Origin of the sequence: Paracidovorax anthurii, assembly GCF_003269065.1 — a bacterium.
In the GTDB taxonomy this organism is placed as follows: Bacteria; Pseudomonadota; Gammaproteobacteria; order Burkholderiales; family Burkholderiaceae_C; genus Paracidovorax; species Paracidovorax anthurii.
In genome coordinates this window covers 56,281-69,652 of the sequence record NZ_QLTA01000028.1, presented here as the reverse complement: position 1 = coordinate 69,652, position 13,372 = coordinate 56,281, and the positions used below count along the sequence as shown (strand labels likewise).

General features: G+C 70.1%; 9 protein-coding genes and 1 pseudogene. 3 read left to right on the top strand and 7 right to left on the bottom strand.

Annotated features, from left to right (window positions below; translation table 11 throughout):
* Positions 1-13: 13 nt before the first annotated feature.
* A protein-coding gene (locus AX018_RS14400) for an IS5 family transposase (RefSeq protein ID WP_170146265.1) occupies positions 14-806 on the bottom strand; the annotation gives its coding sequence in 2 pieces (ribosomal slippage) (positions 14-548 and positions 547-806; 795 coding nt in all).
* An 81-nt stretch (positions 807-887) separates the two neighbouring features.
* Between AX018_RS14400 and AX018_RS14395 the strand changes: the two genes are divergently transcribed.
* From AX018_RS14395 to AX018_RS14385, 3 genes are all read left to right on the top strand, one after another.
* Positions 888-1,139, top strand: coding sequence for a winged helix-turn-helix domain-containing protein (locus AX018_RS14395; RefSeq protein ID WP_245951559.1), 252 nt, complete (start codon positions 888-890; stop codon positions 1,137-1,139).
* Complete coding sequence (locus tag AX018_RS14390; protein ID WP_111878252.1) at positions 1,136-2,485, top strand: ATP-binding protein; 1,350 nt, start codon at positions 1,136-1,138, stop codon at positions 2,483-2,485. The genes AX018_RS14395 and AX018_RS14390 overlap by 4 nt, the downstream gene beginning before the upstream one ends.
* A 279-nt stretch (positions 2,486-2,764) precedes the next feature.
* The gene (locus AX018_RS14385; protein WP_170146264.1) at positions 2,765-4,891 is read left to right on the top strand and encodes a TonB-dependent receptor domain-containing protein; all 2,127 of its coding nucleotides are present in this window, start codon (positions 2,765-2,767) and stop codon (positions 4,889-4,891) included.
* 104 nt (positions 4,892-4,995) lie between these two features.
* Here the strand turns inward: AX018_RS14385 and AX018_RS25450 are convergent.
* From AX018_RS25450 to AX018_RS14355, 6 genes and pseudogenes are all read right to left on the bottom strand, one after another.
* A pseudogene (locus AX018_RS25450) lies at positions 4,996-5,170 on the bottom strand (IS5/IS1182 family transposase); the annotation flags it as partial.
* Positions 5,171-5,185: 15 nt separating this feature from the next.
* Positions 5,186-7,879 (bottom strand): bifunctional acetate--CoA ligase family protein/GNAT family N-acetyltransferase, encoded by a 2,694-nt coding sequence (locus AX018_RS14375; RefSeq protein WP_111878246.1) that lies wholly within the window; start codon positions 7,877-7,879, stop codon positions 5,186-5,188.
* Between the two features lie 148 nt (positions 7,880-8,027).
* Entirely contained in the window at positions 8,028-9,617 is a 1,590-nt protein-coding gene (locus AX018_RS14370) for a methyl-accepting chemotaxis protein (RefSeq protein ID WP_111878243.1), read from the bottom strand.
* Positions 9,618-9,714: 97 nt separating this feature from the next.
* Entirely contained in the window at positions 9,715-11,070 is a 1,356-nt protein-coding gene (locus AX018_RS14365) for a 3-deoxy-D-manno-octulosonic acid transferase (RefSeq protein WP_111878241.1), read from the bottom strand.
* A complete protein-coding gene (locus AX018_RS14360) occupies positions 11,067-11,819 on the bottom strand; it encodes a carbon-nitrogen hydrolase family protein (RefSeq protein ID WP_111878238.1) in 753 nt (250 codons plus the stop codon). Before AX018_RS14360 ends, AX018_RS14365 begins: the two co-directional genes overlap by 4 nt.
* A gap of 10 nt (positions 11,820-11,829) precedes the next feature.
* A complete protein-coding gene (locus AX018_RS14355; RefSeq protein WP_111878235.1) occupies positions 11,830-13,218 on the bottom strand; it encodes a phosphomannomutase/phosphoglucomutase in 1,389 nt (462 codons plus the stop codon).
* Between the last annotated feature and the right edge of the window lie 154 nt (positions 13,219-13,372).

Below are 13,372 nucleotides of genomic sequence, written 5' to 3'. Positions count from 1 at the left end.
TCTAAGAGCCTGTTCAAAGTCTTTTGAGTAGTAGCGCCAAGAACGCCAAGTGGATGAGCTGCAAACTGGTGTTCAGCAGCTTCTCGCAGTTCTTCCACAGCCGCCTGTTCTTCTCCAACCATGCAAAGCTGCGCTCCACCACCCAGCGCTGGGGCATCACCTTGAATGTGTGCAGTTCACTGCGCTTGGCGATCTGTACTGTGACGTGCCCTCCCAGGATGTCCTTGACCCCCATTGCGAACGGATTGCCTACGTATCCGCTGTCACATAGCAGCGCTTTCACCCTGCCCAGGGCAGGTTTGCAGCGCTGCAGTGCTTGCAGCGCTCCTTTGCGGTCCGTCACCTCTGCCGTAGTTACCGCGATCGCGTGCGGCAGTCCTTGGGTGTCCACCGCAATGTGGCGTTTGATGCCCGAGACCTTCTTGCCCGCGTCATAGCCCTTGAACCCTGCCGTGTCCGTGTTCTTCACGCTCTGCGCGTCCACGATCAAGAACGCGCTGCAGGCGTTGCGCCCCAGTCTCTCGCGGGCCGCGCCAACCTGATTTTTTTAAGGACTGCTCCAGCAGGCTGCCGCCTTCACGCGGCTCACTCCAGATCGCAAAGTACGCATGCACCGTTCGCCACTTGGGGAAATCCTCGGGCAGTATGCGCCACTGGCAGCCGCTTCTGAGCAGGTATAGCACTGCACAGAACACCTCGTACAGTTCCACTCGCCGTGGCGCTGTCCTCCTGCGCGCGCTCTCCAGGAGTGGCTTGATGGTCTCGAATTGTTTGCGACTGATGTCGCTCGGATAGCTTTTTCTCACGCCCTGAGCTTCTCACATCCTCGGGGAGACTTTGAACAGGCTCTGAGAAAGCGCGAACTCAGCGACCCCACGCGCAGCCCCGTGCCCCTGACCACAGCGGAGTTCCACCTGCTGCGGGCGCTGCTCGAGAACGCCAACCGGGTGCTGAGCCGCAACCAGCTCATGGACCTCACGCGGCGCGAGGGCGACTTCGTCTTCGACCGCAGCATCGACACGCAGATCAGCCGCCTGCGCAAGAAACTCGAATTTGATCCGCGCCGTCCGCAGATGCTCAAGACCGTGCGGGGCGATGGCTACCTTCTGACCGCGAGGACCGTGGCCGGCACGGCATGAAGTTTCTGCCGCGCACCCTCGCCGGACAGTTGCTGGCGCTGCTGCTGCTCGCGCTGGTGGTCGCCCACGTGGTGGCGGTGCTTTTGCTGGCCTGGCTTCGCAGTGATGGTGATGAGGTTCACCCGCTGTGGGCGCAGTCGAACAAGACCCGTGTGGTCTCGGTCTACCGTACCGTCGTGAGTCACCCGGCGGCGGCCGAAGGTCTGCTCGAGCACATCAACCAGCCCGAATCCCGGTTCCGTATCCGCGCCGCGTCGGCTGACGATGCCACCGCCCCTTCGCCGCAGGAGGATGCGTTGGCCCAGGGGCTGCGGCAACGGCTGGGCCTGCCGGCCGACGTGCCGATCAAGGTCGGCCTGCGCCCACGGGCGCCCGCCGACGCCGATCTGGCCCTGCCCGACGAGGACGAACACGACAGGGTGCTGCACATCGACGTGCGCCTTCCTGACGGCCGGTGGCTGACCAGCAGCCATGTGCCCACCCTGCTGCTGAGCCACTGGCGCCGCGTGCTGAGTTTCTCGGTGCCGGTGGGCGTGCTGCCCATCGTCGTCATCGCGATCTTCTTCGGCCGCCGGATCATGCGCCCGCTGCGCACGCTCACCGAGGCGGCCAAGCGCATCAGCCGTGGCGAGCGCTCCGCCCATCTGCCGCTGGCGGGGCCGGAAGGCGTGCGCGAGATCATCGAGGCCTTCAACGAGATGCAGGACCGCCTGCTCGGCGTGGTGAACGATCGCACGCGCATGGTCGCAGCCATCGGCCACGACCTGCGCACACCGCTCACGTCGCTGCGTATCCGCGCCGAACTGGTGGACGACGACGAACTGCGGCACGCCATGGTCGCCACGCTCAACGAGATGAACACCATGGTCGAGGAAATCCTCCACTTCGCGCAGGACGACGCCATGCGCGAAACCACGCAGCATGTCGAGATGGGTTTGCTGGTGAGCGAGGTGATCGAGCAGCAGCGGGTGCTTGGCCGCGACGTGGCCTGGTCGCCGCCGCAGGCCCTGCCGTACCGCTGCCGGCCAGCCCACCTGAAACGCGCGCTGGCCAACCTGATCGACAACTCCGCGCGTTACGGGCGCGTGCAGGTGCAGATGGCCTTGTCGGCCAACCGGGTGCTGCGCATCGAGGTGAACGACGAAGGCCCCGGCATTCCGCCCGACCAGATCGAGCAGGCCTTCCAGCCCTTCAGCCGGCTGGAAATGGCTCGCAGCGGGGAGACCGGCGGCTTCGGCCTCGGGCTGGCCATCGCACGGTCCTGCGTTCGTGCGCATGGCGGCGAGCTGCGGCTGCACAACCGCCCGGAAGGCGGCCTGCGGGCCGTGGTCGAGCTGCCGGCCTGATCCCGCAATGGCCAGCGCCGGCCAGTCGTTCTTAACGAAACATGGCAGCCCGGCCCGGTTTGCCATGAACGGTCATCGACGGACAAACGGTAGCCAAACGTATTGCGAATGATTCCGTTTGCCAGCCGGGCTCTCCGGCGAGCAAGCCCGCGTGTCCGCCCCTTGGTGCGGCGGCCACTGTGCGGGCCCACTGCGTTCCCGGACCCTGAAGCAGCCGAGCCGGCCGCCGCAGGTCGAAGCGTGGGCCCGCCGTCCGATTCGCTTTCTTTCTCCGTTTCCATGTCCCATTCCAGCGCTTCGTTCAAATTGCTCCCTCTGGCCGCCGCGGTCAGCCTGGCCCTGCCCCTCGGGGGCGCCTGGGCCCAGGGCACGGCACTCGGCACGGTGACCGTCACCGCATCCGCCACCGAAACGGCCGTCAAAGACGCGCCGGCCAGCCTCAGCATCCTGACGGAAGAAGACATCCAACGCGTGCCCGCCGCAGACCTGAACGAAGTGCTGCGCCGCGTGCCCGGGCTGACCCAGGCGACTACGCCGGATGGCGGCACAAGCATCCAGATCCGCGGACTGCCGCAGCAGTACACGCTGATCCTCGTGGACGGCGTGCGCGTCGGCAGCTCCAGCGAGACGTTCGATCGCTACACCCGCAACGAACTCAACTGGATCCCGCCCGAGTCCATCGAGCGGATCGAAGTCGTGCGCGGCCCCATGTCCTCGCTGTACGGCTCGGACGCGATGGGCGGCGTGATCAACATCATCACCAAGAAGACCGGCGCCCGATGGGGCGGCCAGGTCACCGCCGGTGCCGAGGTGAATCCGGAATCCATCCGCGGCAACGACTACACCGGTGGCTTTACCATCGGCGGCCCGCTGGCCGAAGGCCTGAAGCTGCGCATCAATGGCCAGCAGACCTATCGCCAGGCCGACAGCGGCCTGGCCGATGGCACCACAGCCTTCCGCTGGGGCGGCGGCCGCGAAGGGGCCAAACTGCAATCGCTGGGCGGCAGGCTCGACTGGGACCTGAACGCCAGCCACAAGCTTTCGCTGGACCTGCAGCAGTCCGAATGGCGGACGCTGAGCGGGCCCACCCCTTCCACCAGCAACCCCGGTGGCTTTGCCGCCGCTTCCTCCACCCGCGGCCCGGCGAAGATGGAGCGTGAAAGCTTCGCGCTCGCGCACGCCGGCAAGTACAGCTTCGGCACGTCCAGGCTGTCGGTTTCGCAGAGCCGCTACGCCAACCGCACGACTGCGCCCGTGACCCAGAACGGCCAGTTCGTGTACGTGCCGGGCACGACTACGGCGCGGACCTACACCACCGAGGCGGTGTCCAAGGACCTGGTGGTCGATGGCAGCGTGTCCATGCCGCTGAAATTCGGTTTCGACCAGTTGCTCACGGTCGGCGCCCAGTGGCAGCGTTCCGAATTGGACAACCCCAACTCCGTCGGCTCCGTGGCGAACGCGTCGGGCGTCGTGGGACTGACGTACAAGGAAGCCCGATCACAAGCGCTGTTCTTTGAAGACCAGATCTTCCTGCTCGACAACCTGAGCCTGACGCTGGGGCTGCGGGCGGACGATCATGAAGATTACGGCTCCCACCTCAGCCCGCGGGCCTACGTGGTTTACCACCCCACGTCCGCCTGGACGGTGCGCGGTGGCTATTCCGAAGGCTTCCGCGCACCGACGCTGCGCCAATCGAACCCGAACTTCGTGAGCCAGTCGCAAGGTGCGGGCTGCACGCTGGCCGGCTACCAGGGCGGAGGCTGCGCCACCCGGGGCAATGCAGACCTGAAGCCCGAGACCTCGGAGAACGTGGAACTGGGCGTCGCCTGGGAGCACAACGACTGGCAGGCCGGCCTGACCTTCTTCAACACCGACTTCACCAACAAGATCGACGCACGGGGCATCGGCTACCTGAACGGCGGCTCGACCTTCTGGGCACAGTACGTCAACGTCGATTCAGCGGTCACGCGCGGCTTCGAAGCCAACCTGCGCGTGCCGGTTTCCAGGACCATCACCTGGAACAACAGCCTCACGCACATGCTCAAGGCCGAGAACAAGACCACCGGCGCACCGCTGTCGGCTGTTTCGAAGTGGAGTGGCTCTTCGGTGGTGGACTGGCAGGTGAATCAGGCCCTGGGCGTCACCTTCGGCGCGGAACTCATCGGCAAGCAGATGGGCTTGGCCTGGCGCATTGCCAACAACGCCACGGGGTTCGGTGAGCAGCGCATCCAGAACAGCTATGTGCTTTATGAAATCGGTGCCAACTACCGCGTGAACCAGAACCTGCGGTTGAACGTCGGCGTCAAGAACCTGTTCGACCGCAACACCAATGGCGCGCGCGACGGCGGCAACAACTTCTACATGCCCGGCCGCCGCTTCTTCGCGACGCTGACGGCGGGCTTCTGAGTTGCAAGCCGAAGCGCGTCGCAACATGCTTTGCAGCCGGATATGACCTGACCCAACCGCTTCAGTTTGGCAGTGGTGGTCGCGTCAGAAAGGGTATGGGGCGAATGCGCTCGCCCCATGCTCCAGCTACGGTCTGGTTTGCCCAGCCGCTTGCTGCTTTCGATACCCCGCCTGGCAATCCTGCTTGAGATGCCGTGACTGCGCAGGTGCGCTCGTCTCGAACATCATGGAGTCGTGCCGGTTTGCGCCGCTGACCAGCACCCCCCGTGTTTCGACCAGTCGTGTCGGCCACTCTTAAAGCTGGTGCGCCACCAGCTTGAAGTCCGGATCGTCCGGATAGGCGCGCACGGTGAACCCCAGGCGCCGCATGAGCTTGAGCATGCTCGGGTTGTTGGTCAGCACCAGTCCCTGGATCTCGGTGAGGCCCTGGTCGCGCGCCGCTTCCATGATGCTGAGCATGAGGCGCGAGCCCAGGCCCCGGCCGTTGAAGTCGTCGGCCACCACGAGCGCGAATTCGCAACTCGTCTGGTCGGGGTTGGTGACGTAGCGCGACACGCCCACGATGCGCTCGGTGCCGTGGATCTCGCCGTCCTCGCCGGCGCTGCGCTCGCGGTGCACGGCCACCAGGGCCATCTCGCGGTCGTAGTCGATGAGGGTGAAGCGGGCGAGCATCGGCGCCGGCAGCTCCGCGATCTGCGAGATGTAGCGGAAGTACCGGCTCTCGGGCGACAGATCCTTGACCAGCCGCTGCAGCATCTGCGCGTCGTCGGGCCGCACGGGCCGCACCAGGAACTCGCCGCCGCCGCGCATGGGCCAGGTCTGCTCGTAGCGCGCCGGGTACGGCAGGATGGCCAGGTGCCCGTAGCCGTCGCTGCGCCCGCTGCCGCCCTGGGCGGTGTCGCGCACCACGATGCGCGCGTCCACGGCCACCACGCCGCCGGCATCCACGATGAGGGGGTTGATGTCCATCTCGCGCAGTTGCGGCAGCGCGCAGACCATCTCGGAGACGCGCAGCAGGGTCTGCTCCAGGGCCTCGCGGTCCACCGCGTGCGCGCCGCGCCATTCGCCCAGCGTCTCGGCCACGCGCGAGCGCTCGATGAGGCGGCGGGCCAGGAACTGGTTGAGCGGGGGCAGCTCCATGGCCCGGTCGTCGATGAGCTCGATCATCGTGCCGCCCGCGCCGAAGGTGATGACCGGGCCGAACGGATCGTCGGTCACCAGGCCGATGCAGATCTCGCGGCCGCGCCGCGCGCGCGCCATCTTCTGGACCGTGACGCCGTTGATGCGCGCGCCGGGCTGCAGGCGCGCCACGCGCTGCACCATGTCGGTGTAGGCGTCGCGCGCGGCGGTGCCGGTGTGGATGTCCAGCGCCACGCCGCCCACGTCGGACTTGTGCGAGACGTCGGGCGAGTCGATCTTGAGGGCCACCGGAAAGCCGAGCTGCGTGGCGATCATCATCGCCTCGTGCGCGCTGCGCGCGAGCAGGGTCTTGGTGACGGGCACCTGGAAGGCCGCGAGCAGCGTCTTCGACTCCATCTCGGTGAGCACGTGGCGGCGCTCGGCCAGCACGCTTTCGATGAGCAGGCGCGCGCCCTCGATGTCGGGCTTGGAGAGGGCCGAGAGCGGCGGCGGGGTCTGCTGCAGCAGTTGCTGGTTCTGGTAGAACGAGGCGATGTTGCCGAAGGCGCCCACGGCGGCCTCGGGGGTGCGGAAGCTCGGGATGCCCGCGGCGCGCAGCACCTCGCGCGCGGGCCCCACGGTGGTGTCCCCCATCCAGCAGGCCAGCAGCGGCTTGCCCATGAGGCGCCTCGATTCGGCCACCGCCGTGGCCACGGCCGTGCCGTCGGCGCCCGGCTTGGGGGAGTGGATGGCCAGCACGCCGTCGATCTGCCGGTCCTTCTCGGCCGCCTCGATGGCCGCGCGGTAGTGTTCGGGCCCGGCTTCCTCCGAGAGGTCGATGAGGTCGGCCAGCGAGGCGAGCGGCGGCAGCTGCGGCGCGAGCGCGCGCACCGATTCGGGCGAGAGGCGGCCCATTTCCAGCAGGATCTCGTTCACCCAGTCGGCCGCGAGCACGCCCGGGCCGCCGCCGTTGGTGATGAGCGCGAGGCGCCGGCCCACCGGCCGGTAGCGCGAGGCCAGGCATTTGGCGGCCGAGAACAGCTCGACGAAGGAGCGCACGCGGACCGCGCCGGCGCGGCGCAGGGCCGCGTCGAACACGTCGTCGCTGCCCACGATGGTGCCGCTGTGGGTCTGCGCCGCCTCGTTGCCGGCGGGCTTGCGGCCGGCCTTGAGCACCACCACCGGCTTGGCGTTGGCGGCCGAGCGCAGCGCGCTCATGAAGCGCCGCGCGCTGCCGATGCCTTCCATGTAGACCACGATGCTCTGCGTGCGCGAATCGTTGGCGAGGAAGTCGAGCACCTGGGCGATGTCCACGTCGGTGTTCGGCCCGAGCGAGACCACGGTGGAAAAGCCGACGGCGTTCTTGTGCGCCCAGTCGAGGATGGAAGCGGTGAGCGCCCCCGACTGGCACACGAGGGCCAGCGAGCCCTCGCGCGCCAGCGGCCCCGCCGCGCTGGCATTGAGCCCCAGGTGCGGGCGCTGCAGGCCCAGCGAGTTGGGCCCCAGCAGGTGCATGCCCTCGCGCCGCGCGATTTTCTTGAGCTGCGCGGCATCGTCGGCGCCCACCCCCTGGGAGAGCACCAGGGCGGCGCGGCAGCCGATGCGGCCCGCGACCTCCAGCGCCGCGCAGGTGTCCTGCGGCGGCAGCGCGATCACCGCGAGATCGGCGCGCGTCTGCGCCAGGTCGGCCAGCGTGCCGCTGGTGTGGATGTCCAGGAACTGCAGCGTGCCGGCGAAGCGCTGCGCCCGCAGCGCCTCGTGCAAGGCCCGGGCACTGGGCATGAGGGTGTCCGGCGCGTCCGCGCGGCCGGCCAGCACGGCGACGGAGCCAGGCGCGAACAACGGGGTGAGGTAGTGCTTTTCGATCATGTGTCGGACCGTGCGCGCTCGTGGCCCGCAGGTGCTGCCATTGTGCGGCATGGGTGCGGCATGGCCGGCGGCGCGCCCCGCCGCGTGCTTGAGGCAGGTCATCCCCGCCCCTGCCCCGCTGCCGGCGCCGGCAGCGGGGCGGGCCCGGTCAGGCCGGTGCGCCCAGGCGCAGGCCGAGCCCGCCGATCTCCCGCTCGCGCGGCAGCCGGAACACCGAGACGGCGTCCACCAATTGCTGCGCCTGCGCCTTGAGGCTCGATGCCGCCGCCGCGCTTTCCTCCACCAGCGCGGCGTTCTGCTGGGTGGTCTGGTCCATCTGCGCCACGGCCTCTCCGACCTGCGACACCCCGTCGCTCTGCTCCCGCGTGGCGATGCTGATTTCGGAGACGATGGAGGCCAGCTTCTGGATGCGCTCGATGGCCGACTGGACGGCGGCGCCGGCCTGCTCCGCCTGGGTCGATCCGTCCTGCACCCGCTGGGCGCTGGTGGCGATCAGCTCCTTGATGTCCTTGGCGGCCGAGGCAGAGCGCTGCGCGAGGCTGCGCACCTCGCTGGCGACCACCGCGAAGCCCCGGCCCTGCTCGCCGGCCCGGGCGGCTTCCACCGCCGCGTTCAGCGCCAGGATGTTGGTCTGGAAGGCGATTCCGTCGATCAGCCCGATGATGTCGGAGATCCGCCCGGAGGCCTCGTCGATGGAGCGCATGGTGCCGACCATCGTTCCGACCGCGTCGCCGCTGCGCGCCGCCGCCGAGGCCGCGTCCTGCGCGAGCGTGCTGGCCTGCTGGGCGTTGTCGGAGTTCTGGCGGACCGTGGAGCCGAGCTGCTCCATGGATGCGGCGGTCTGCTCCAGCGCGGATGCCTGCTCTTCCGTGCGCGAGGAGAGGTCGATGTTGCCCTGCTCGATCTCGGCGCTGGCCGTGGCGACGCTCTCGGCGTTGGCGCGGACGCCGCCGACGACCTGCGACAGGCTGTCGCGCATGCCCGAGAGCGCCTGCATGAGCTGCGCGGCCTCGTCGCGGCCCCGGGGGACGATCGGCATGGTCAGGTCGCCCGCGGCAACGCCCTGCGCCACGGTCACCGCCTCGCGGATCGGCTGTGTGATCAGCCGCGTGATCCACCATGCCGCCGCGATGGCGATGGCCGTGGTCGCCGCGAGGAGTCCGAACAGCGTCAGAATGGCCCGGTCGTAGGTGGCGCGCACGTTCCGCTGCGCTTCGTCCGCGGATTGGCGGTTGAAGTCGGCGCTCGCGCCAAGCGCCCCGACCAGGGCCTCGAAGCTTTGGTCGGAGTCAGCGAAGAACAGGCGCGTGAGTTCTGCCCGGGCATCCGCCGGCTGCGCCAGCATGCGGGCCTGGATCCGGGTGTAGTTCTCGCGAACGGAGCGGTATTGATCGAACAGGCGCTGCTCTTCGCCCGGCGTGATGAGCGGGACGTACGCCGCCTCGGATTGCTGGAGCAGTTCCATGCGTTGCGCCAGTTCCGCGCGGCGCTTCGGGCTCGCCTCGCTCGCCTCCGGCAGGAACAGCTCGCTCTCGCTGCGGCGCACGCGGTTGGCGGCCACGCGGATGTCGCCGATGGCCTGCACGCTGGGCAGCCAGTTGGTCGCCAGGTCTTCGGAGCCGGCCTGGATGGCGCGCATCTGGCTCCATGCGGCGAAACCCATGGCCAGGGTCAAGGCGGTCGTGATGGCAAAGGCCAGCGCCAGTTTGAGGCCGATGCGAAGGTGGGAGAGATTCATGGCTGCCTCCGGAAGGGAATGGATACATCCCATTACGCGACGGCGAACCTGAATGGAAACTGACTCGGCAATTGGGTTTTGCTATGCCCTCGGAAAGTCAGGCGGCGCGGGTATGCAGCAGTTGCGCCACGGCCTGCGCCGTCGCGTGCGCGGCCCCCCGGTGCGCCGCGGAGAAGGCCAGAGCGCGCTCCTGCAGCGCGGATTGCCGGGGCGCATCCAGCGCCAGCGCCTCGGCCGTGGCGATGGCCTGCGGCATGCCGTCCACGCGCAGGGCGGCGCCGGCCGCGGCCGCGTTGTCCGCCGCCTCGGCGAAATTGAAGGTGTGCGGCCCCATCACCACGGGGCAGCCGCAGGCCGCCGCCTCGATGAGGTTCTGCCCCCCCAGCGGCTCGAAGCTGCCGCCGAGCAGCGCCACGTGGGCCAGGCCGTAGTACAGCGGCATCTCGCCCATCGAATCGCCCAGCCACACGTCGGCGGGCTCGGGCGCCCCGCCCCACTGGCTGCGGCACGACACCGTGAGGCCCGCGGCCTCCAGCTGGGCGCGCACCTCGGCGAAGCGCTGCGGATGCCGGGGCACGATCAGCCACTGCACGGGCCGGGTCGGTGCGGCCGGACTATTCGCTATGTTTTTAATAGCAACATCCGAAGCCTTTGCAACGACATGGAGCGGATTCGATGCCAAGGAGGCCCACCACAGGGCTTCCTCGCCCTCGCGGCTGCTGGCCAGGAGCGCCACGGGGCGCGGGCTGGCGTCGCGCCATGCGCGGCCCTGGGCGTGCAGCGCCGCGTCGGGCACCACGTCGAACTTGAGGTTGCCGAACACGCCGTCCACGCGCGCGCCGGCCGCGCGCAGGCGCGCGGCGTCGTCCGCCGTCTGTGCCCAGACGGCGGCGAGCGCGCCATAGGCCGGGCGCGAGAGCCATGCCAGCCGGCGCGCGCCCGCCAGCGAGCGGGCGTTGAGCCGCGCGTTGGCCAGCGCCAGCGGCACGCCGTGCGCGCGGCAACCGGCGATCAGGTTGGGCCAGATCTCCGTTTCCATGAGGATGCCGACGGCCGGCCGGAAGTGCCGCAGGAAGCGGCGCACGGCCCCGGGCGTGTCCCAGGGCTGCCACGCCTGCAGGTCGCCGGGCCGCAGCAGCTTGCGGCCTTCGGCGCGGCCGGTGGCCGTTCCGTGGGTGAGCAGCAGGCGCATGCCGGGCAGCCGCGGGCGCAGCGCGTCCAGCAGGATGGCGGCGGCGCGGGTCTCGCCCAGCGACACGGCGTGCACCCAGACCAGGGGGCCGGCGCCCGGGGCCTGCGGCTCCGGCGTGCCCGGGGTGTCGTAATGGCCGAAGCGCTCCTCGACGGCCTGCGCATAGCCCGGCTCGGCCACGGCGCGGCGGCGCAGCTTGCGGCGCAGCAGCGGCCGGGCGCAGGCCATCAGCGCCGAGTAGAGGGCGCGGGCGGCGCTCATGGCGCGGCGACGGGCTCGGCCCGGGCGCTCCAGCCCGAGGCGTCGCGGTGCGCGATCACCAGCCAGTCGCCGGTGCCCGGCGCCTCGGCCAGCAGCGCGCCGCCCGGGGCCCGGAACGAGCTGCGGCCGGCGCTGCGGTAGCCGCCCGTGGGCGCGCCATGGTTGGCGAGCAGCACGGCCATGCGGCAGCGCTCGGCATGCCCCTGGGCGTGGGCCGAGTCCTGCGCGTAGCCGCCTTCGGAGATCACCACGCCGGCCGCATAGACGGCCGCGCCGGAGCGGGCCGCCGCATCGGCATGGGTGCCGTGCGAGATATCGGCGCACACGGCCAGCGCCGTGGGCACGCCCGCGAACTCCGCGAGGTGGACGTCTTCCGTGCCGGCCCCGGCATGCACCTCTTCGCCCGGGTGCAGGTGGCGCTTGCAGTAGAGGGCGGCGCGGCCGTCCGGGTGGAACGTGAACGCGCCGATGCCGGGGCGCGCCCCGCCCTCGCGCCGGGCCGGCGCGCCCACCACCAGGGCCATGCCGTGGCGGCGCGCGGCATCGCGCAGGGGGGCGAACACGGCGTCGCCGGCGCCCGCGGCCTGGCGGGCCAGGCCGGGCAGGTCGTAGCCGGTGAGCGAGAGCTCGGGAAAGACCAGCACCTGCACGCCGGCCGCGGCGGCGGCCTCGGCGAAGCGCAGGTGGGTCTGGAGATTGGCGGCCACGTCGCCGGGCAGCGAGGTGGTCTGGGCGGCGGCGATGCGCATGGCCGGGCGGTCAGTGCGGGGCGGCCCCGGGCGCGGCGCCGGGCTTGACGCGCTGCAGCAGCGCCAGCATGGCGGCCTCGATGCGCGCCAGCGCTTCGGGCGTGTGGCCCTCGAAGCGCAGCACCAGCACGGGCGTGGTGTTGCTCGCGCGGATCAGGCCGAAGCCGTCGGGCCAGTCCACGCGCAGCCCGTCGATGGTACTGATGCGCGCGGGCTCGGCGAAGGCGGCCGGCGCCAGCGCCTGCAGCTCGGCCGTGAGGCGGTGGGGCTCGCCCTCCTCGCAGGCCACGTTCAGCTCCGGCGTGGAGTGGCTGGCGGGCAGGCCGTTGAGCACCGCGCCGGGGTCGTCGTGGCGGCTCAGGATCTCCAGCAGGCGGCAGCCCGCGTAGGTGCCGTCGTCGAAGCCGAACCAGCGCTCCTTGAAGAAGATGTGGCCGCTCATCTCGCCGCCCAGGGGCGAGTCGAGCTCCTTCATGCGGGCCTTGATGAGCGAGTGGCCGGTCTTGTACATCACGGCCTGCCCGCCGGCGGCCTCGATGGCGGGCGCGAGGCGCTGGGTGCACTTCACGTCGAAGAGGATGGGCGCGCCGGGCACGCGCGAGAGCACGTCGCTCGCGAAAAGCATCATCTGCCGGTCGGGGAAGATGTTCTGGCCATCTTTGGTGACGATGCCCAGCCGGTCGCCGTCGCCATCGAAGGCCAGGCCCAGCTCCGCGTCGCTGCCCTCCAGCGCGCGGATCAGGTCGCGCAGGTTCTCGGGCTTGCTGGGGTCGGGGTGGTGGTTCGGGAAGTTGCCGTCCACCTCGGAGAAGAGTTCGATCACCTCGCAGCCCAGCGCGCGGAAGATGCCCGGGGCCGAGGCGCCCGCGATGCCGTTGCCGCAGTCCACCACCACCTTGATGGGGCGCGCGAGCTTCACGTCGGAGACGATGCGCTGCACGTAGGCGGGCAGCACGTCCACCGTCCGCACCGCGCCGCCGGCCTGCGCCTGCCAGCTCCCGTCCTCCATGGTGCGGCGCAGGGCCTGGATCTCGTCGCCGTGGATGGCGCGGCCGGCCAGCACCATCTTGAAGCCGTTGTAGTCCTTGGGGTTGTGGCTGCCGGTGACCTGGATGCCGCTGCGGCACAGGGTATGGGCCGCGAAATAGAGCATGGGCGTGGTGACGGCGCCCACGTCGATCACATCGATGCCCGCATCGACCAGCCCGTCGATCAGCGCGCTGGCGAGCGCCGGGCCCGAGAGGCGCCCGTCGCGGCCCACCGCCACCGTGGTCTCGCCCTCGCGGCGGGCGGCCGTGCCGAAGGCCCGGCCCAGGGCGCGGGCGACGTCTTCGGTCAGGGTGCTCGGCACGATGCCGCGGATGTCGTAGGCCTTGAAGATGGCGGAATGAAGCTGCACGGGGACAATTCCTTTGCTGGGGATGTGTTCGTCGTTGCGTCGGGGAGACGCGCGCCCTGGCGGGCTGCGGGCCGGCGGGGCGGGTTCCGGGGCCCGCGGTACGGGCGCTCCGGCCGGGCCGGCGGCGGATTCGCGGGGATTGTAGGCGGCGCCC